The organism is Nocardioides pakistanensis, from assembly GCF_054781215.1.
In genome coordinates this window covers 1-19,132 of the sequence record NZ_BAAGUV010000069.1, presented here as the reverse complement: position 1 = coordinate 19,132, position 19,132 = coordinate 1, and the positions used below count along the sequence as shown (strand labels likewise).

Below are 19,132 nucleotides of genomic sequence, written 5' to 3'. Positions count from 1 at the left end.
CCGCCCACGGTGGCGGTCGTCCACAGGCCGGCACGAGAGCATGGCGGGCAAGGTGCTCGCGACGTACCGTGTTCGGCATGTCGATGACTCCCGCCGAGATCGAGCGCAAGGTGCGCCAGCACGACAACGACCTCGAGTCGATCTACGAGATGCTGGGCACCATCCTGGGCACCCAGGCACAGCACGGCAACCGGCTCGACGAGGTCGCCGCCAAGCTGACAGAGCACGACGGCCGGTTCGACGCGATGGACCGCCGCTTCGACGGCATCGACGGCCGGCTCGACGCGATGGACCGCCGCTTCGACGGCATCGACGGCCGGCTCGACGCGATGGACCGCCGCTTCGACGGCATCGACGGCCGGCTCGACGGCATGGGCCAGCAGCTCGAGGTGATCACTCGCCTGCTGAAGGGTCCGGACTCAGGCGCCTGACGGGTCTCCGCCGCTCGCGGTCCCGCCCGGCGCACCCGCTCCGACGTCGCGCGTGAGGCGCTGTCGTAGGCCGCTCGCGCGCTGGGCCCGTCGCTCGACCGCGGCGCGCACCGATGCCTCGGAACCGACCACGCGGACCTTGTGCCTTGCGCGGGTGACCGCGGTGTAGAACAGCTCGCGGGTGAGCAGTTGGGAGTCCTCGGGCGGGAGCAGCACGGTGACCTCGTCGGCTTGGCTGCCCTGGCTCTTGTGGATGGTGGTCGCGAACATCGTCTCCACCTCGCTCAGCCGGCTGGTCGCGAACCGGCCGAGCCCGGTCGCTCCGGCGATCACCGCGCGCCGACCATCGGCATCGCGCACCACCACCCCGGAGTCGCCGTTGTAGACCCCGAGACCGTAGTCGTTGGCGGTGACCAGCAGCGGACGCCCGACGTACATGGGCTCGTAGAGCGGGTCGCCGGTCGCCTCAGCGAGCCAGTGCTCGGCCTGCCGGTTCCAGTGGCGAACACCGTGCGGCCCCTCGCGGTGCGCGCAGAGCAGCCGGTGCCGGTCCAGCGCCGCGACCGCTGCCTCCGCGTCGCCGGCCTCCGCCGCCGAACGCACGGCCAGTGCGGCGTCGAGCACCGGCCCGCGCAGGGCAGCAGCCGGATCGGCGTCGTCGACGTACTCGACCTCCCTGGAGCCCGCACGCAGCGCGGCGAGCACGTCGTCGGCAGATCCCTCGCGCAGTGCCGCGGCGAGCCGGCCGATCTCCTCGCCGAAGCGATGGGTGGTCGCCAGCCGGACGACCGACCCGGTGCCGCCTTCGCCGCCCTGGTCCTCCGCGAGACCGGACACCAGGTCGGAGAGCACCGCGCCGGCGTCGACCGAGGCGAGCTGGTCGGGATCACCCACCAGGATCAGTCGGGCGTCGGACCGGACTGCCTCCACGAGCCGGCTCATCATCGTCAGCGACACCATCGAGGTCTCGTCGACGACGAGCACGTCGTGCGGAAGCCGGTTGGCCCGGTGGTGCCGGAACCGCGTGCCGTTGGCCCGCAGTGGACCGAGCAGGCGGTGCAGCGTGACGGCCTCGAGAACACCCACCCGCTCCCTGTCCTGCGGGGCCAGCCGCTGCGTGGCCTGGACAACGGCCTCCTGGAGCCGGGCGGCGGCCTTGCCGGTGGGCGCGGTCAGCGCGACCCGCAGATCCTGCCCGATCAGCGCGGACTGCTCGGCCAGCACCGCGAGCAGTCCGGCGACCGTGGTCGTCTTGCCGGTGCCCGGACCGCCGGTGAGCACCGTCGTCCACTGCGTGGCGGCCCGGCGCGAGGCGGCTCGCTGCTCGGCGAAGGTCGGCTCCCCGAACACCCGGTGCAGGCCGGCGTCCAGCACGTCCACCACCACCGCGGGTGGCGGTTGACGAAGCCTGGCGAGCAGGTCGTCGCACAGCTGCGCCTCCTGCCGCCAGTACCGGTCGAGGTAGAGCAGCTCGAACTCCCAGCGCAGGACACCCTGCGCCTGGAGCGGGCTGCGGCCGATCGCTGCGACCCAGTCGTCGTACGGCGGCCAGGACAGCTCCGGGTGCACGGCGGGCACCGCGGCGAGGTCGAGGCAGACCGACCCGTGCCGCACGGCGCGGGTGGCCAGCGCGAGGGCCAGCAGCACCCGTTCGTCGTCCTCGCCGGTGAGCGCACCGAGCCGCTGCGCGACGTGGACGTCGGCCGCGGTGAGCACGCCGGCCTCGTTGAACTCGCGCAGCACACCGACGGCGCCGAGCGCCAGACGACGGTCGTAGGCGTCGGTGATCTCGAACAGCTCGGTCACGCCGCACCTCCCGCTCCGCCGCCGGGAACCCCGTCGAGCAGGTCCGACAGCGCTTCGACCAGCGCCGCCGGCGGACGCCAGGAGAACACGCCGCACGGGTGTCCGTCGACCATCGGGGTCTTTGGACCGCACATGCCGCGCAGGTACAGGTAGAGCACCCCACCCAGGTGCGTCGCCGGGTCGTACCGAGGCTGCCGCCAGCGCAGGAACCGGTGCAGCACCACGGCGTACAGCAGCGCCTGCAGCGGGTAGTCCGAGTGGCCCATCGCCTCCTCGAGCACCGCCGGCCGGTAGTCGTCGGAGGTCAGCGGCGGGCCGCCCTCACCCGGGAAGCCACCGAGCCAGTTGGTCTTGTAGTCGACCACGAGATAGCGGGAGGTCCCGTCGCCGGGCACCCGCAGCACGACATCCACCGACCCGGTGAGATAGCCGCGCAGGTCCTGCCTGCCGAGGGCAGGGTCGGCGAGGGCGTCGGCGTAGGCGAGCAGCGGGTCGCCGGCGGCCAGGTGTGCCCGCAGCAGCGGTGCCACGTCGCCGAGGGTCACCGGCGCGACCGGGTAGCCGCGTACGTCGCCGCCGGACAGCGGCAGCTCGAACTCCAGCTCCCTCAGCCGGTCCCGCATCGGGATCTGCCGCAGCGTCGTGTCGCCGGCCAGGGGCCCCAACGGGCTGTCGCACACCGCCACCAGCGCACCGGCGAGCTCCTCACGGTCGAGCGCGACCGGCCACCTCACCAGCTGCTCGTCGATGTGCGCCAACAGCTCGGCGCGCAGGTCGTCGGCCTCGGGGTCGGCGTGCTCGAGCACCGCGTGCACGAGCGAGCCGAAGGTGGCCCCGACCGGCAGCGCGCCCATCGGCGAGGGCACCGCGTCGGGCGACGGCTCGGGTGGGACCTCGTCGACCGTGCTCAGGTCGGGTTCGTCCTCCTTCGGTCGCTCCTCCGGTTCGCTGGCCACCCGCGAGGTGTCGGGTTCGTTGGCCACGGAGCTCAGCGAGGTGTACGACGTACGCCGCCATGCCGTGTCCACCTCACGGCCGAACCTGCGCACCGACAGCGGCCGGTCGTCCGACGGCAACGCGACGTCGGGCAGCGGCGGGAGACGTGCCTCCTCCCAGGCCGGGCCGCCGTGCTGCTGCCAGATGCCGAGGATGCGGGCGACGTCGTCGGGGTCGTGCAGGTCCTGCGACGCCTTCACCGTCGACCAGCCCGGCTGGCGGCCGAACAGCATCCGCTGCAGCGCCGAGCACGGGGTGTTGCGCGGCGCCGGTGCCCACCAGGCGACGACCTGCGAGCGCGCCCGGGTCATCGCGACGTACAGCAGCCGCAGCGACTCGCCGTCCTCCTCCGCCATCGCCCGGGCGACGTGGTCGCTCCAGCGCGGTCCGCCCGCGCCGACGTCGATGCAGCGCCGCCCGTCGTCGGTCGCGTGGAACAACGGGACGGTCGGCTGCTGGGGGAACCGGTCCCACAGCGTCGGCAGGTAGACGACGGGGTACTCCAGGCCCTTGCTGCCGTGGATGGTCACCAGCTGCACCGCGGCCGCGTCGCTGTCGAGGCGGCGGGTGCGGTCGCTGGCGACCTCGACCTTGTCGTCGGCCATCTGTCCGCGCAGCCAGGTCAGCAGGGCGACGAGGCCGAGCCGGTCCTCGGAGGAGACCTGGTGCAGGGACTGGCCGACGTGGCGCAGGTCGGTGAGCAGCCGCTCGCCGTCGACGCGGGAGAGCACCCGGGCGCCGAGCCCGCGGGCTGTGGCGGCCTCGAGCACGGCAGCCACGCCGCGCCCGGCCAGCAGCTCGGCCCAGTCCCGCAGCACCCCGGCCACCCGGTCGGTCAGCGCATCCCCGCCCTCCTCCAGCTCGGCTGCCGTGTGCCCGAAGAAGCTGGTCAGCGCCGCGCTGCGCACCCGCGCCGACCGGTGCGGCTGCTCGAGCGCCTCGAGCAGCTGGAGCCACTCGGTGGCGGCCGGGGTCGCGAAGACCGACCCCGACCCCGCGACGACGGCCGGGACCCCGACCTCGGCCAGGGCACGCTGCACCGCCTGGAGGTCGCCGTTCTTGTAGGCGATCACCGCCACGTCGCGAGGCTGGAGGCGACGCCCCTCGAACCGGGCATCGGACGCCAGCAGCCGCTTGATGTCACGCGCTACATCGGCGTAGACGTGTGGCCTGATGTCGGCGACCGCCAGCTTGGACTTGCGGGTCCCGATCGCCTCCCGGCTGACCACCCGGAGACGGAACGGCGCCCCGGCACCGGTGAGCCGGGAGCCCTGGTGCGACGCGCGGACCTCGCGGACCACGATCTGTTCGTCACCGAGCGCGGCACCACGCATCATCACCTGCAGCGAGTCGACGAGGGCCGCGTCCGAGCGCCAGTTGGTGCCGAGCGTCTTGCGGGTGCTCGCGGTGGCGGCGGCCTGGAGGTACGTCGTCACGTCACCGCCGCGGAAGGCGTAGATGGCCTGCTTCGGGTCGCCGATCAGCACCATCGTGGCGTGACCGGTGAAGGCCCGGTCGAGCACCTGCCACTGCACCGGGTCGGTGTCCTGGAACTCGTCGACCAGCACGACCTTCCACCGCTGCCGCATCCGCTGCCGGGCCGGCGCCTCGTCGGAGCGCAGCGCGTCGGCGAGCTGGGAGAGCAGGTCGTCGTAGCTGAGCACGCCGAGCCGGCGCTTGCGCCGGTCGAGCTCGGCGCGGACCTCCGCTGCGAAGGCGAGACGTTGTCCGGGCACCGTGTCCGGCGCGGCGTCGCGCGGCTCGAGCCGGGCCTGCGGGTCGCCGACCGCCGCCCGCGCGAGCCGGAGGGCGTCGAGGTGGCTGAACGGCGGCTCGCCGTCAGTGCCGGCAAACTCCCGGAGGTACAGGTCGTCGACCACCTCGTGCAGAAGGTCGTCGAGGTCCTCGACCAGGGTGGCGTTGGCGTCGGTGTCGCCGGCCACCCCGAGACTGCGCAGCACCAGGTGGCAGAACTGGTGGGTGGTCGCGATGGTGGCGGCGTCGAAGGAGCCGAGCGCCTCGCGCACCCGCTGCCGACGAGCCGTCCGCTCGTCAGGCGTGGTGTCGAGCAGCAGCCCGACGAGGTCGCTGGCCGGCGCCTCCTCTGGGTGGGCGAGCGCGTGCTCCGCCTCGACGAGCTGGGCGCGCACCCGCTCGCGCAGCTCCTGGCTGGCGGCCCGGCCGAAGGTCACCACGAGCATCTGGTCCAGTGTGGCGACACCCTCGGCGACGTATCTGGTGACCAGGGCGCCGATCGTCCAGGTCTTGCCCGTGCCCGCGCTGGCCTCCAGCAGGGTGGTGCCGGTGGGCAGCGGCTCGCAGATGTCGAAGACCGGGAGCTCGTCGGTCGGGGTGCCCGTCGTACCGGTGCTGGCCTGGCTCACAGCGGACCCACCCTCTCGGCGTGCTCGAGCAGCGGCTGCCAGAGCCGCCAGGCGTACTGCCCCAGCCGGTGCGGCGCGTCGTTCCACCGCTCGTCGTCCCGCGGCGCGGTGAGCAGGCACTCGAACGGCGCGTCCTGACCGAACGCCCGGACGTGAGCAGCGTCGGCGTCCTCGCCGGGGATGCCGGTGGCGGAGAACCGGTCGGTCTCCCACTCCCGGCGGGCCTTCCACTCCGGATCCGCGTGCGCGCCCTTGCGCCGGGCGAGCAGCGACTCGGCGTAGGCGCACGCGGTCTTCGGTGGCAGCGGCAGCGGCTCGCGCATGCCGCGGTCGTAGAGGTCGACCAGGTCGTGCAGCCACCCCTCGGCGCGGTGGTCCAAGGGCCCGGCCAGCGCCCGGGTGGTGCCCGCCCGACCGCGGCCGAGGGCGTGGGCGGTCCAGCTCTCGTCAGGGTGTCCGACGCTGAGCGCGAGCAGGTCGACCCACGACCGCAGCCGGTGCTTGGCGGCGAGGCGGGAGTAGGTGACGGTCACCAAGCGGTTGCCGAACACCGACGACACCGTGCCGGTGAGCCGCCGACCGTTGCCGAGGTCGATGTCGACGTCGATCGTGCGCGGGGCTCCCTGCCGCAGGCCGTTGGCCTGGACGACGAGCGGGCGCACCTGCTCCTCCACCTCGCGGAGAGTCCGCTCCCCGAGCTCACCGGGGGGCAGCAGCCCACGCATCCGTTCGGCGCGGACGCTGGTGCGCGGGTCGGCCCCACGGAGTACGGCGGTCAACAGCCGGTCGCCGATCTCCCACTTCGCCAGGCCTTCCAGGGTGATCGGGATGTCGTCGCGGGTCTCCTCGGGCTCCAGCGGCGAGGAGACGTCGAGCCGGGAGCGGAGGAAGGCCCGCACCGGGTGGGTGATGAACGCCTGCAGCTCCTCGAGGGTGAGGTCCTCGACCGGCCGGGCCGGCAGCGGCTCGGCGACCAGAGTCGTGACCGGGATGCGGGGCGACCGCGCTGCCGCGGCGGCCGCGAGCGCGGCGCGGTCGAAGCTGAACGGTGCGCTTCCGGCCAGCTCGCCGGGCACCAGGTTGCGTGCGTCGAACGGCTGCAGCGGGTGCCGGACGACGACGCGCTCGGCGACCGGTCCTCCTGAGATCGAGCCCCCGCTGGTCGAACCCGTCGAGACCCCGGTGGTCGACCCCTCGCTGGTCGAGCCCGTCGAGACCGCAGGCGCCACCACCGCAGTCCGGTCGAGCGCATCCAACAGCTCCCCCAGCGGGACCGCGGGCGGCCGGGCCGCTCCGGTGTGCTCGTTGGCGCCGGTGTAGGTGATCACCAGTGTCTCGCGCGCGGCGAGGATCGCGTCGAGGAAGAGCTGCCGGTCCTCGCTGCGTGGGTCGCGCTCGCCGGTCATCGGGTCCCGGGCCAGCACGTCGTCGCCGTCGGCGGAGCTCGTGCGCGGGAAGACACCGTCGTCGAGGCCTACCAGGCACACGACCCGGTGCGGCACGGAGCGCATCGGCACCATCGTGCAGACGGTGAGCGTGCCGGTGCGGAAGTTCGACCGGGTGGGCCGGCCACCGAGCCGGTGGGACAGGAGGTTGCGGACGTCGGCGAGCAACAGGGAGCTCTCACCCCGCGCCGAGTCGCCGATCCGCGCGAGCTCCCGGTCGAACTGTGCCTGCTGCCAGGCGTCGGCGGGCGCGACCGCGGCCAGCCGGCCGACCGCGGCGGCGAGTGCCGTGGTCCAGTCGTCGACGGTCGAGGCGGCGGAGGTCTCGGTGACGAAGGCGTGGAGGCGGTCGACGTACTCGCTGAACCGGCCGGCCAGGTCGATGTCGCCGCTGGAGACGTCGTCGACGGGGAGTGCCCCGTCTACCAGGCGTTGTTCGTCCTCGGCCATCGCGACGCCGAGCAGGATCCGGCCGAGGCCGGCCCACCACGTGTTGTCGCCGAGGGTCAGGCCGTAGGTGGTGCGGTGGTGGGCGTCGAGGCCCCAGCGGATACCGGCCTGGTCGACCCACAGGGTGAGCTGGGCGAGGTCGTCGTCGGTGAAGCCGAAGCGTCGGCGCACCGGCTCGGCCGCCGCGAGGTCGAGCACCTCGGTCGCGGTGACCCGGCCACCGGCGAGCTCCACGAGTGTCGCGGCAAGCGTGAGCAGCGGGTTGATGCTGGTCGGTGCCCGGTCGGCGAGGCGGACGCGCAGCCGGTGGGCGGGATGCCCTTCGCCGGTGTCGGTGACGTCGGCGAGGCCGAAGCCGGCGTGCACGAGCGGGGCGTAGGCCTCGATGTCAGGCACCATCACCAAGATGTCCCGCGGCTCGAGGGTCGGATCGTCCTCCAGCAGCCCGACGAGCACCTCGCGGAGGACGTCGATCTGGCGCGCCGAGCCGTGACAGGCGTGCACCTGCACCGACCGGTCGTCGTCCCTCAGCACCCGCGAAACCAGGGTGTCCGCATCGGGCTCGGAGTTGGCCCGCAGGTCGTGCTGGAGCCAGCCGAGCAGCGTGGTCTCGACAGGCTCGACCAGCGTGGTCTCGACAGGCTCGACCACCGAAGCCGGCTCGACCAGCGAAGCCGGCTCGACCAGCGAAGCCGGCTCGACGACCGAGGGTCCGCCGGCTGCGAGCGTGCGCTGCAGCTCGCGGGCATCGCGCCCCAGCGAGCCGAGCAACGGATGCTGGACGTGCTCGATCGAGCTGTCCTCGTCACGCGCCACAGGTCCCTGGGCCACCACCGGCGCGAGCTCGTCCCACAGCGCCCCGGAGACCTGCGGCAGCCACAGGTGCACGTCGCGCAGCTCGCCGAGCGCACGGAGCAGCTCCACCTCGGTGACCGGGAGCCGCGTGTGACCGAACAGCGACAGCCGCGGCGGCAGGTCGAGCCCGTCTCCCCCGGACCGGAGTCGCTCGAGCGTCTCGGCATGACGGACGTCGGGCGGGGTCTCCCCCACCCGCCGGACCAGCCGGCGCCACAGCTCGGGTTGCCACATGAGGTCCTCATCGAGCTCGTGGCCGGCGCCGTCGGTGTCGCGGCCCTCGCGCCAGTCGGTGACCAGGCTCGGCCGCTGCACGGCGTACGACGCGAACAACCCGGCCAGCCGACGCGCCACGGAGTAGCGGCGGCTCCGGCGAAGCTCCCCCTCGTCGCCGTCGACGCCGAAGCCGAGGTGCGCCGACAGCGTCGCGCACCACGGCTCCCCCATCGCCTCGTCGATGACCTCGAGCAGCGGCCACACCAGGCGGTCGGGGTCCCAGGCGTCGTCGCGCTCCTTGCCGAGCAGCATCGCCACGAGCGAGTGCGGGCTGATGAACCGCACGCCGGCGCACACCCCGTCGCCACCTCGGGGCCCCACACCGAGCCGGTGCGAGAGCCGCTGGGTCAGCCACCGCTCCACCCCGCGTGCGGGGACGACGACCAGCTCCTCGGCGAACGGGTCCTCCAGCGGCGTCGCGAGGAGCGCACCGAGACCGTCTGCCAGGAGGTCGGTGCGCTCAGCGCGATGGATCCGCAACGTCACGCCACGCAGGATTTCACGAGGCACCGACAGTCGTGCGGCGGCCACGCTCACGATCGCGTGCCCGGCGCCCGCGCCGGCCCACACCCGCCCACGCCTGGCCACCGAGCCCAGACCCCGCGCTCCAAGCCTCACCTGCCCGAACGTAGATTTGGCCCATGCCGGATTGGGAGCTCGTCAGCCGGTCGCACGTACTCGCGGCCATGCAGGAGTACGACAGCCTCGGGGACCGGGAGTTCCTCCGTCGCTACGGTTTCGGCCGGGCGAAGGCCTACACCGTGTGGCACAACGGCCAGGAGTACGACTCCAAGGCGATCGCCGGTGCGGCGTACTTCCACGCCACCGGCCAGGCACCGCGTCCCGACGAGTTCCACGGCGGCGAGACCGGCGCGGCGAAGACGTTGGAGCGGCTCGGGTTCGACGTGGTCGTCGACGAGGAGGCGCTGGACGCCCTGCGACGCAAGCCGGTCAGGAGCGCCGCGACCAAGCCGCCCAGGGAGCCCAGGGAGCCCAGGGAGCCCAAGCCCCCGAAGCCGGCCAAGGCCGCCAAGCCCGTGAAGAAGGCGCCGCCGAAGCGGTCCGCGGCCGACGTGGTGGCAGCGGCGATGCCGAAGGTCTGCCCGACCTGCCACATGGCCCTCCCCGCCTCGGGCGTCTGCGACTTCTGCGACTGACCCGGACCGACCCGGACCGACCCGGAGTGGGCTCGTCGACCGGACAAACGGTCGACCTGCAGCTCCTTGACGCACGTCATGGTTCGGCGGGCGCCAGGTGCCTACCTTCGTCGGTGAAGGCCCGACGAGGGCGCACCACCGAGAGGATCGCACCCATGACCACCCAGGGAACCAGCCAGGCAACGCCGAGCACCCACACCGTCCTTCGTGCGGACGGCTTCTCCTGCCCGTCGTGCGTGGGGAAGATCGAGAAGCAGGTCGGCCGGCTCCCCGGCGTCGGCGCGGTGAAGGTCAACTTCGCCTCCGGCCGTGTCGAGGTCGACCACGACGCCGAGCTCTCCACCGTCGACGACCTGGTCGCCGCGGTCGCGAAGGCCGGCTACAGCTCCACGCCCGCCGCGTTCTGAGCCAGCGGCCAGGGCCGGGACCTACGACAGGTCCCGGCCCTGTCTCGTCCGGCTACCGTGGCAGGCATCCAGAAAGGCAGGTCATGAGCAGCGAGCGACGTACGACGCCCCTTGCGCACTCGTGCGCCGCGCCACACGCCTGCCCGCTGCCTCTGCGCCTCGACGTCCTCGCGCACGCCCCCTACTTCGCCGGTCTCAGCCGCGACCAGATCGCCGCGATCGAGCGCCGCATGCGCGTCCACGGGTACGACGCCGGCGAGATCATCTACCGCACCGGCACGCCCGCCGACGCTCTGTTCATCCTCGCCACCGGGCGGGTGAAGGTGCTCCGCCCGTCGCTGGACGGGGCGGAGGTCCTTGTCGACGTGATCAGGCCTGGCGCGTTGTTCGGCTCGGTCGCGGCCCTGGGCCACTCGACGTACCCCGACACCGCCCAGGCACTCACCGTCAGCTGCGCGCTGCGCATCTCCGCACCGGACTTCCGTGCGGTGCTGGAGGAGCACCCCGGGGTGGCGCTGGTGGTGCTCGACGACCTGGCCGCACGTCTGGAGCAGGCGCAGCAGACGGTACGACGGCTCTCCGGCGGCACCGTCGAACAACGGGTCGCCAGCACCCTGCTCGCCCTGGCCGACCAGGTCGGCGAGCCGCACGGCGACTCGGTCCTCCTCCAGCTGCCGCTGACCCGTGGTGACCTGGCCGCGATGACCGGCACCACCACCGAGTCGGTGAGCCGCACGCTGAGCAAGCTGCGCCGGCAGGGCGTCGTGGAGACCGGTCGCCGCTGGACCGCGGTCACCGACCGCGAGGCGCTCGCCGCCATCGCCCACGGCTGACCCGGCGCCCTGCGGGCCGGGTATGGGCATCTGCGGTCCCTTGATCCGCGTCATGGTCGCCGACCGACCGCGCTCCTAGCGTCGAACCAGAGCCCCGGCCGAAGCCCGGGAGACGCACCCACAGGAGGCACCAGATGTCATCGATCACCGGCTGGATCAGAGCACGATGGACCGTCCCGGCCGTCTCGGGCCTGCTCATCGCCGCGGCTCTCGTGGCCGGACGGATCAGCGGCGGGGAGCCGGCGGCCGACCTGCTCATGGTCGCCGCCGCCGTCGTCGCGGGCACCCCGATCGTCGTCAAGGCGGCACGGGCGCTGCTCGCGCGGGTGGTCGGTATCGACCTGCTGGTCAGCGTCGCCACGATCGGCGCGCTCGTGATCGGCGAGTACTGGGAGGCGGCCGCGGTCACCTTCCTGTTCGCCGTCGGGCATGCGCTGGAGACGGCCACGCTCAACAAGACCCGCTCCGCACTGGCCGAGCTCGTCGCGGTCGCCCCCGACGTGGCGGTCGTGCTCCGGGACGGTCAGCAGGTGGAGGTGCCGGCGGCCGCCGTGCTCCCCGGCGAGACCGTCGTCGTCAAGCAGGGCGCCAAGGTGCCCGTGGACGGGACCGTGCTGGCGGGGACCGGCGCGATCGACGAGGCGTCCATCACCGGTGAGTCGATCCCGGCCGAGAAGGCTGCCGGGGACAAGGTCTTCGCAGGCACGGTGTCCCGCAGCGGGCTGCTGCAGGTCACCGCGACCGGGGTCGGCGCCGACACCACCCTGGCGCGGATCATCCACCGGGTCGAGGAGGCGCAGGACGCCAAGGCGAAGACGCAGGCGTTCATGGACCGGTTCTCCGCCTGGTACACCCCCGCGATCATCGGGCTGGCGCTCGTCGCCGGCCTGGTCACCGGCGACGTGGCGCTCGCCCTGACCCTGCTCGTGATCGGCTGCCCCGGCGCGCTGGTCATCTCGATCCCGGTCTCGATCGTGGCGGGCATCGGCCGCGCGGCCAAGGACGGCATCCTGATCAAGGGCGGCGAGTTCCTGGAGACCTCGGCGAAGGTCGACACCGTCGCGGTCGACAAGACCGGCACCCTGACCGAGGGCCGGCCGGTGCTGACCGACGTCGTGGTCCTCGACCCGACCCTCGACCGGACGGGCGTGCTGGAGTGGGCCGCCCGCGCCGAGTCCGGCTCCGAGCACCCGCTGGCCCGCCCGATCCTCGACGCCGCGGCCGAGGCCGGGGTGCACGTCCACGGGCTGCCGGACCACACCGAACCCGTGCCGGGCAAGGGCATCGTCGTCACCACGGGCGCTCGACGGATCCTGGTCGGCAACGCCGCGCTGATGACCGACAACGCCGTCGCCGGCGTGGATGCGGCCACCCAGGTGGCCGACGACCTGGCCTTCGCGGGCCGCACCCCGATGATCGTCGCCGTCGACGGCGCCGCGGCCGGCGTGGTCGCGGTGGCCGACCGGATCCGCGCGGAGGCCGCGCAGATGGTCGCCGACCTGCACGCAGCCGGCATCACCAAGGTGGTCATGCTCACCGGCGACTCCCCGCGGGTCGCCGAGGCCGTAGCCCGCGCCACCGGCGTCGACGAGGTGTACGCCGCCCTGCTCCCCGAGGACAAGCTCGAGGCGATCACCCGGCTGCGGGCCGAGGGCCGCACGGTCGCGATGGTCGGCGACGGCGTCAACGACGCCCCCGCGCTCGCGACCGCCGACATCGGTGTCGCGATGGGCGCCGCAGGCTCGGCCGTCGCCGTCGAGACCGCCGACATCGCGTTGATGGGCGACCGGCTGTCCAAGCTCCCCGACGCGATCTCGCTGGCCCGCCGCACGGTCAACAACATGCGGCAGAACATCACCGTGGCGCTGGCCACCGTGACCCTGCTGCTGCTCGGCGTCCTGTTCGGCGGCGTGACGATGGCGATCGGGATGCTCGTGCACGAGGGGTCGGTGCTGGTGGTGATCCTCAACGCGATGCGCCTCTTGCGACGTCGTACGGCGGCCACCCGGCTGCCGTCCGCCGACGAGACGCCCTCCCCCGCCGACATCACGCCCGCCCGGGCCGCCTGACCCTGAATCCCCACCCACGAAGGAGAACCACCATGCGTCGCACGTCTTCCCGACACAGCGCCCGACACAGCGCCCGCCGCGTCAAGACCCGTCCGGCTCCGTCCACCGCCATCGGTCCGGCCGCCGTGACCGTCGAGCCCCGGCTGGCCGCCTTCGGCCTCGGCACGGTGCGGGCGCTCGACACCGGCCTGTCCGGACCGTTCATCGGCGAGCTCCGGCACGGCGCCACGGTTGAGCCGGGCGCCCCGGCGTCGTACGGGCTGGGCCTGGAGGCGGTGCTGGCCCGCGGCCACCAGCGATCCGAGCCAGGCCGCGGACCGGCGGTGCCGGCGGCCCAGTACGCGCCGCAGATCACAGTGCTCGTGCGGGCCGAGGCAGGGGGACCGCGCGACGACGACCCGTCGACGGTCCTCGAGGTCGAGCCGTCCGAAGCGAGCCGGGCGGAGCGGGCTCCCGCTCAGCTCAGGCTCAGCCGCATCAGCACCCGCGGGAACCCGCCGGAGACCGAGTCGGTGTCCGCGGCCTTCGTGAAGCCGGCGCGCTCGAACAGCGAACGGGTGCCGACGTAGGCCATCGTCAGGTCGACCTTCTGGCCCTGGTTGTCGACCGGATACCCCTCGACCGCCGGCGCGCCTTGGGACCGCGCGTAGTCCACCGCGCCGGCGAGCAGGGCGTGCGAGATGCCACGGCCACGGCGGCCCGGGCGCACCCGGATGCACCAGACCGACCACACCGGAAGGTCGTCGACGTGCGGGATCTTCCGGGAGCGCGCGAACGGCAGCTCTGCTCGAGGTGCGACCGCGGCCCAGCCGACCACCTCGTGACCGTCGTACGCCAGGACCCCAGGGGCGACGGGACGCCCGCAGAGCTCGCGGACGTACTCCCCGCGCGCCGGCCCGACCAGCTCCCTGTTGGTCCTCGCGTCCAGCCGGTGGCTCAGGCACCAGCACACGTTCGCGTCGGGGTTCCTCGGGCCGACCACCGTCGCTACGTCGTCGAACCGCTCGGCCGACGCGGGCGCCACCGTGATGCTCATCCGGCTCACGCTAGCCGTGGCGCCGGTGGCAGGACCATCGCCTTGGCGCGCGACGTCTCGCCCGGACCCCGACACGCTGGACGAAATGAGACATGTATGTCTAGGATCTCGCACCATGCGCAGACGAACCCTCGCCGCTGGTGCGGCCCTGACCCTGACCGCCGCCGCCCTGGCCACGAACTTCGCACTCCCCTCGGTGGCGGAGCAGCGGATGCGCGACCAGCTCGCCTCCTTCGGCGCCGTGACCAGCGTCGAGGTGTCCGCCTCCCCCGGGCTGAAGCTGTTGTTCGGCAGCGTGGACCGCGCAGCGGTCCAGATGTCGTCGGCCACCCTTGACGCGGGCGCGGTGGACTCCGACGTGCTCGCCCGGGCCGGCGAGGTGGGCGTGCTCCGGGCCCGGATAGACACGCTGCGTGCCGGCCCGCTCGACGTGGAGTCGGTGGTGCTCGACAAGCGGGGTGAGGAGCTCGACGGATCGGCCAGCGTGGATCTCGACCAGGTCGAACGCCTGCTGCCGGGCGCCGAGCTGACCGTCGAGGACGGCAAGGTGCTGCTCGGGTTCTCCGACCTCCCGCTCCCGCTGCCGATCCCCGGGGGGCTCCAGCTCGAGCTCGCGGTCGAGGACGGCACCGTGGTCGCCCGACCTCTCGGCGCCGCTGCAGGGCTGCTGCCCGCACAGCCGCTGCTCGACCGGCCAGAGCTCGAGGTCACCGGCCTGTACGGCAGTCTCGCCGACGGTCAGGTGAAGCTGCGTGCCAGCGCCCTCCTCAACGACGCCTGACGCATCAGCGCTCTCCGACCCCTACCGGCCACGGCGGCCCGCGTGCTCAAATGGGGGCCCGTTCGGCTCTCCCGGAGGTGGCTCTCGTGTACTACCCGTTGACGATCCGTGACTTCCTCGACCGGGCGGAGACCGTCTACCCGGACCGCATCGCGGTCGTCGACGAACCCGACCAGCCGGCGCCCAGCCTGGGCCAGGTGACCTACCGGGAGTTCGCGCGGCTGGCCCGCGCGCAGGCCGCGCGTCTCGACCAGCTCGGGGTCCCGGTCGGTGCCCGGGTGGCGATCGTCTCCCACAACTCCGCCCGACTGCTCGCCTCGTTCTTCGGCGTCAGCGGGTGGGGCCGGGTGCTCGTGCCGATCAACTTCCGACTGAGCCTGCCCGAGGTGCAGTACATCGTCGAGCACTCCGGCTCCGAGGTGCTCTACGTCGATCCCTCCCTGAAGCACCTGCTCGACGGGATCGACGTACCCCACAAGTTCGTGCTCGGCGACGACGATGCGATGTTCCTGCACGACGTGGAGCCCGCCGAGTGGGCCGAGCCGGACGAGGCGGCCACCGCCACCATCAACTACACCTCGGGCACGACCGCCCGCCCCAAGGGTGTGCAGCTGACCCACCGCAACCTGTGGCTCAACGCCACGGTGTTCGGCCTGCACACGTCGATCACCGACCGGGACGTGCTGCTGCACACGCTGCCGATGTTCCACGCCAACGGCTGGGGCATGCCCTACGGCATGACCGGCGTCGGCGGCCGGCACATCGTGCTCCGCCAGGTCGACGGGGCGGAGATCCTGCGCCGGATCGACGAGCACGGCGTCACCCTGCTCTGCGCCGCACCTGCGGTGGTGAGTGCCGCCCTCGACGCCGCCAAGACCTGGGAGGGGCCGATCCCAGGTCGCGACCGGGTGCGGATCGTCGTCGCCGGCGCTCCCCCGCCGACCTCGACGATCGAGGAGGTCATGAACGTCCTCGGCTGGGAGTTCATCCAGATCTACGGTCTCACCGAGACCTCGCCGCTGGTGACGGTCAACCGGCAGCGCGCCGAGTGGGACGAGCTGAGCAGCTTCGAGCGTGCGCGCAAGCTGAGCCGCGCCGGAGCGCCGGCGCTCGGTGTGCGCGTGAAGGTGAACGAGACCGGCGAGGTGCTCACCGCGTCGAACCACAACCTCGACGGCTACTGGGAGCAGCCCCACGAGACCGCTCGGGTGCAGGAGGGCGGCTGGTTCCACACCGGCGACGGCGGCTACCTCGACGACGAGGGCTACCTGGTGATCTCGGACCGGAAGAAGGACGTGATCATCTCCGGCGGGGAGAACGTCTCCTCGATCGAGGTCGAGGACGTGCTGATGCGTCATCCCGCCGTGCGCGAGGTCGCCGTGATCGGCGTACCCGACGAGAAGTGGGGCGAGCTGGTGACCGGGCTGGTGGTCTCCGACGGCTCGGGAGTCACCCCCGAGGAGCTGATCGCGCACTGCCGCACCGAGCTGGCCGGCTACAAGTGCCCCAAGCAGATCGCGTTCGTCGAGTCGCTGCCGCGGACCGCGACCGGGAAGCTGCAGAAGTTCAAGCTGCGCGAGCCGTACTGGAAGGGTCGCGAGCGGCAGGTGAACTGAGTACGGCGCCCACCCGCTCCGACCACCTCCCCTGATGGTCGGAGCCACCGGATCTCAGGGTCTGACCGGGGTGCCTCCCGGATGTGCCACGCCCCTTCGCGGGCGCACAGTGGAGGTGTCGGGGAGATGCCCCGGCCGCAGAACCTGAGGAAGTGCACCAGCCGTGACCATCCACCAGAACTTCGCCCAGCAGGGTCTGATCCGCCCGCGTGAGGACCGCATCCTCGGCGGCGTGTGCGCCGGGCTCGGCCGTCGCTTCGGGCTCGGTCCGTGGGCGGCCCGGATCCTGTTCGTCCTGCTGCTCATGGTCATCCCGGGCAGCCAGATCCTGATCTACCCCGTGCTGTGGGTGCTGATGCCGTCCGAGGAGTCGTTGACCGTGCCGCAGACCCCGGTGCAGACGCAGCCGCCGGTCGCCTACCACGGCTGATCGCGCGACGTCCGGCCTCGGCTGCGACGACCCGGTCGACCGGAGGGCGAGCCAGACACACGACAGCCACCCGACTAGGGGCTTACCCCGCGGGTGGCTGTCGTTTCACGCTTGCCGGCCTGTCAGCCGCCTCTCGGCGAGTGGCCGCTCGCAGCGGCAGATGGTGAGGCCCGGGGGCATGATTCAGGCCGGCACGGAGCACAACAGTAGCCCCGCGTCGGGTATTCCGGGAGTTCACCGCTCCCAGGGCGCCTCGTCGTCCATCTTCTTGTAGTACTTGGCGAGGTGGCTCTTCACCCGGTCGATGTCCTTCTCGGGCAGGTCGATGCCGCCCCGCGAGCCCTGCATGATGTTGCCGGCTGCCATCACGCCGCGCGGCACCGCACGAAGCTTCCCGTCGATGACATCGGCGATCAGCAGCTTGTAGGCGGTGAAGTTGTCCTTCTTGTCGGCGTCGTACCACACGTGTGCGTCGCGGTACTTCTCGTTCGGCTCGTCCTGGGCGTCGGCCCACTTGCGCACTCGCTTCTCGGCGGCGTCGCCGTCCCACTCGCGGTCGCGGTCGGCCAGCGGCAGGTCCTGGAACGGTGTGACAGCCATCGCGCTGCCTCCTCTCGTCAGGCTCTCTACCCGGCTCGTACCCCTCGCGGCGCCTGCAACACGCCGGATCCTCTGCTCAGGCCGGCCTATTGGCGTCTGCTGAACCGGACCCGGCCGGAGGGCAGGGTATGCATGTCCCATTGCTGGGGGTGGTCGGCCATCTGGTGGTGCGGTGGGCACAGCGGGAGCCCGTCGGCCAGGTCGGTCCGGCCGCCGTGCTGCCAGGGATGCTTGTGGTGGGTCTCGGTCCACGACGGCGGCCGGTCACAACCCTCGGTCGCACACCCGCCGTAGGTCTGGGCCAGCGCGAGACGCTGGTAGCGGTCGAACAACCGCTGCTCCCGCCCCAGATCCAACGGCACCGACTCCCCGTCCAGGACCATCGGGATCAACCCCGCGCGGCACGCCAACCGACGCACCGCCCCGGCACTGATCCGCTCCCCGGTCTCCAACGTCCCCGCACCCACCCCCGTCTTCAGGGCGTCGATGCCGATGGTGACCACCAGCGTGAACGGACACCCACCCTGCGACGGCAGACCCGCCGGGTTCAGGTGGTGCTCGAGCAGCTCGGTGAACCCCTGCCCGAGCAGCACCTGATACGGCAGCTTCTTCCCCGTGGCCGGGTCCAGCCTGCCGTCCCCGACCCGCCGCGGCGAAGTGAGTGCTTCCAGCGCCTTCTTCAACAACGCCGCGTGCAGCACCGGCAACCGGAACCAACCCGACACCGTCCCGTCGCCGTTGTCACGCATCGACAACGACGCCTTGCGCCGCGCCCGCTCCTCCTCGGCCTCGAGCGCCTCGCCCTCGGCGGCATCGGCGGCCTCGGGACAGACCACCTCGAACAACCGCTTCCCCAACCGCCGCAACACCACCGCATCAAACTGCTCGGCGAGGTCGAGCAGGTGCGCCTGGGCCCGTTCGTGGATGTCATCGGGCAGGTCGTCGTGCTCCCTGGTGAGCGCGTCGACCGCGTGGACGATCACCCGCGCCTGATCGGGGTTGACCACACCCGCGGCCAGTGCCCGCCGGGTCGCCTCGTAGCGTTCGTCCAACGCCTCCGCCAACCGGACCGCGGCACCACACCGGGCCCGGGTCTGCCGAGTCTGGTGCGCCAGCCACGCCGCGGTCGACGTCGCCCCCGCCACGCTGCCGACCTGGTCCCGGTCCGCGGCGGCCAGCACCCGCAGCTCCAGCTCCGCCATCCGCGAGGACACCCGGTCCAACACCAGCAACACCTCGGCCTGCTCGGCCGGGGTCATCGACCACGCCGGCACCCCGCCCAGCTCGTCCAACGCCTCCTCCACCTGGTGCGCGAACCCCACCAGCCGATGCGGCGGAACCACCCCACCCCCGCCACCGCCCCCGGCACCCCCGCCCGACGCGTCGGCAGCAGCAGCCGCACCGGCCGCTGAATCAGCGGCGACCGACGGCTCCGGGATCGCGTACGTGGACATACCCCCACGCTAGGAAAACCCATTCCATTGGTCGAACATTTGTCCTGCATCTCTGCTTGAGTGCAGTAGCCTCGGTGGCTGTGGAGAATCAGCGCCCGGTCGGCGG

At 72.6% G+C, this 19,132-nt stretch carries 15 protein-coding genes; 9 read left to right on the top strand and 6 right to left on the bottom strand.

Features of this window, described 5'->3' with window-relative positions; genetic code table 11:
• The first annotated feature begins 77 nt into the window (after positions 1-77).
• Positions 78-431, top strand: coding sequence for a hypothetical protein (locus tag ACYVIH_RS19995; RefSeq protein ID WP_460871301.1), 354 nt, complete (start codon positions 78-80; stop codon positions 429-431).
• On the opposite strand, the gene recD is transcribed toward ACYVIH_RS19995, so the two are convergent.
• Genes recD through recC form a run of 3 tightly spaced genes read right to left on the bottom strand, consistent with a single transcriptional unit; the run spans position 420 to position 9,261 of the window.
• The gene (gene recD, locus ACYVIH_RS19990) at positions 420-2,237 is read right to left on the bottom strand and encodes an exodeoxyribonuclease V subunit alpha (protein WP_460871300.1); all 1,818 of its coding nucleotides are present in this window, start codon (positions 2,235-2,237) and stop codon (positions 420-422) included. The two genes, ACYVIH_RS19995 and recD, sit on opposite strands and share 12 nt — an antisense overlap.
• Positions 2,234-5,617 (bottom strand): UvrD-helicase domain-containing protein, encoded by a 3,384-nt coding sequence (locus tag ACYVIH_RS19985; protein WP_460871299.1) that lies wholly within the window; start codon positions 5,615-5,617, stop codon positions 2,234-2,236. Before ACYVIH_RS19985 ends, recD begins: the two co-directional genes overlap by 4 nt.
• The gene (gene recC / locus ACYVIH_RS19980; RefSeq protein ID WP_460871298.1) at positions 5,614-9,261 is read right to left on the bottom strand and encodes an exodeoxyribonuclease V subunit gamma; all 3,648 of its coding nucleotides are present in this window, start codon (positions 9,259-9,261) and stop codon (positions 5,614-5,616) included. Before recC ends, ACYVIH_RS19985 begins: the two co-directional genes overlap by 4 nt.
• Before the next feature lie 23 nt (positions 9,262-9,284).
• Here recC and ACYVIH_RS19975 point away from each other — a divergent pair, with 23 nt between their 5' ends.
• The 5 genes from ACYVIH_RS19975 (at position 9,285) to ACYVIH_RS19955 (ending at position 13,678) form a co-directional block, all read left to right on the top strand.
• Positions 9,285-9,800, top strand: coding sequence for a hypothetical protein (locus ACYVIH_RS19975; RefSeq protein ID WP_460871297.1), 516 nt, complete (start codon positions 9,285-9,287; stop codon positions 9,798-9,800).
• Between the two features lie 155 nt (positions 9,801-9,955).
• A complete protein-coding gene (locus ACYVIH_RS19970; RefSeq protein WP_460871296.1) occupies positions 9,956-10,207 on the top strand; it encodes a heavy-metal-associated domain-containing protein in 252 nt (83 codons plus the stop codon).
• 83 nt (positions 10,208-10,290) lie between these two features.
• Positions 10,291-11,040, top strand: coding sequence for a Crp/Fnr family transcriptional regulator (locus ACYVIH_RS19965; RefSeq protein WP_460871295.1), 750 nt, complete (start codon positions 10,291-10,293; stop codon positions 11,038-11,040).
• Positions 11,041-11,174: 134 nt separating this feature from the next.
• A complete protein-coding gene (locus tag ACYVIH_RS19960) occupies positions 11,175-13,109 on the top strand; it encodes a heavy metal translocating P-type ATPase (protein ID WP_460871294.1) in 1,935 nt (644 codons plus the stop codon).
• A gap of 32 nt (positions 13,110-13,141) precedes the next feature.
• Entirely contained in the window at positions 13,142-13,678 is a 537-nt protein-coding gene (locus ACYVIH_RS19955; protein ID WP_460871293.1) for a hypothetical protein, read from the top strand.
• Here ACYVIH_RS19955 and ACYVIH_RS19950 read toward each other — a convergent pair.
• Complete coding sequence (locus ACYVIH_RS19950; RefSeq protein WP_460871292.1) at positions 13,567-14,145, bottom strand: GNAT family N-acetyltransferase; 579 nt, start codon at positions 14,143-14,145, stop codon at positions 13,567-13,569. The genes ACYVIH_RS19955 and ACYVIH_RS19950 overlap by 112 nt on opposite strands.
• Before the next feature lie 115 nt (positions 14,146-14,260).
• On the opposite strand from ACYVIH_RS19950, the gene ACYVIH_RS19945 reads away from it, so the two are divergent.
• The 3 genes from ACYVIH_RS19945 to ACYVIH_RS19935 all read left to right on the top strand — a co-directional run bounded on the left by ACYVIH_RS19945 (position 14,261) and on the right by ACYVIH_RS19935 (position 16,972).
• A complete protein-coding gene (locus ACYVIH_RS19945; RefSeq protein ID WP_460871291.1) occupies positions 14,261-14,926 on the top strand; it encodes a hypothetical protein in 666 nt (221 codons plus the stop codon).
• A gap of 86 nt (positions 14,927-15,012) precedes the next feature.
• Positions 15,013-16,542 carry an AMP-binding protein gene (locus tag ACYVIH_RS19940; RefSeq protein WP_460871290.1) on the top strand — a complete coding sequence of 510 codons (1,530 nt, stop codon included), beginning with the start codon at positions 15,013-15,015 and terminating at the stop codon, positions 16,540-16,542.
• A gap of 163 nt (positions 16,543-16,705) precedes the next feature.
• The gene (locus tag ACYVIH_RS19935) at positions 16,706-16,972 is read left to right on the top strand and encodes a PspC domain-containing protein (protein ID WP_460871289.1); all 267 of its coding nucleotides are present in this window, start codon (positions 16,706-16,708) and stop codon (positions 16,970-16,972) included.
• Positions 16,973-17,206: 234 nt separating this feature from the next.
• On the opposite strand, the gene ACYVIH_RS19930 is transcribed toward ACYVIH_RS19935, so the two are convergent.
• Positions 17,207-17,572 carry a hypothetical protein gene (locus tag ACYVIH_RS19930; RefSeq protein ID WP_460871288.1) on the bottom strand — a complete coding sequence of 122 codons (366 nt, stop codon included), beginning with the start codon at positions 17,570-17,572 and terminating at the stop codon, positions 17,207-17,209.
• Positions 17,573-17,658: 86 nt separating this feature from the next.
• On the bottom strand, positions 17,659-19,026 hold the full coding sequence (locus ACYVIH_RS19925; RefSeq protein ID WP_460871287.1) for an HNH endonuclease signature motif containing protein: 1,368 nt from the start codon (positions 19,024-19,026) through the stop codon (positions 17,659-17,661).
• Positions 19,027-19,132: the final 106 nt, after the last annotated feature.

Excerpts from the sequence above, each read along its gene's own strand:
- ACYVIH_RS19960 (WP_460871294.1), top strand. The coding sequence starts at position 11,175 with ATGTCATCGATCACCGGCTGGATCAGAGCACGATGGACCGTCCCGGCC.
- ACYVIH_RS19970 (WP_460871296.1), top strand. The coding sequence starts at position 9,956 with ATGACCACCCAGGGAACCAGCCAGGCAACGCCGAGCACCCACACCGTC.
- ACYVIH_RS19955 (WP_460871293.1), top strand. The coding sequence starts at position 13,142 with ATGCGTCGCACGTCTTCCCGACACAGCGCCCGACACAGCGCCCGCCGC.
- ACYVIH_RS19950 (WP_460871292.1), bottom strand. The coding sequence starts at position 14,145 with ATGAGCATCACGGTGGCGCCCGCGTCGGCCGAGCGGTTCGACGACGTA.
- ACYVIH_RS19930 (WP_460871288.1), bottom strand. The coding sequence starts at position 17,572 with ATGGCTGTCACACCGTTCCAGGACCTGCCGCTGGCCGACCGCGACCGC.
- ACYVIH_RS19925 (WP_460871287.1), bottom strand. The coding sequence starts at position 19,026 with ATGTCCACGTACGCGATCCCGGAGCCGTCGGTCGCCGCTGATTCAGCG.
- ACYVIH_RS19995 (WP_460871301.1), top strand. The coding sequence starts at position 78 with ATGTCGATGACTCCCGCCGAGATCGAGCGCAAGGTGCGCCAGCACGAC.
- ACYVIH_RS19965 (WP_460871295.1), top strand. The coding sequence starts at position 10,291 with ATGAGCAGCGAGCGACGTACGACGCCCCTTGCGCACTCGTGCGCCGCG.
- ACYVIH_RS19975 (WP_460871297.1), top strand. The coding sequence starts at position 9,285 with ATGCCGGATTGGGAGCTCGTCAGCCGGTCGCACGTACTCGCGGCCATG.
- ACYVIH_RS19945 (WP_460871291.1), top strand. The coding sequence starts at position 14,261 with ATGCGCAGACGAACCCTCGCCGCTGGTGCGGCCCTGACCCTGACCGCC.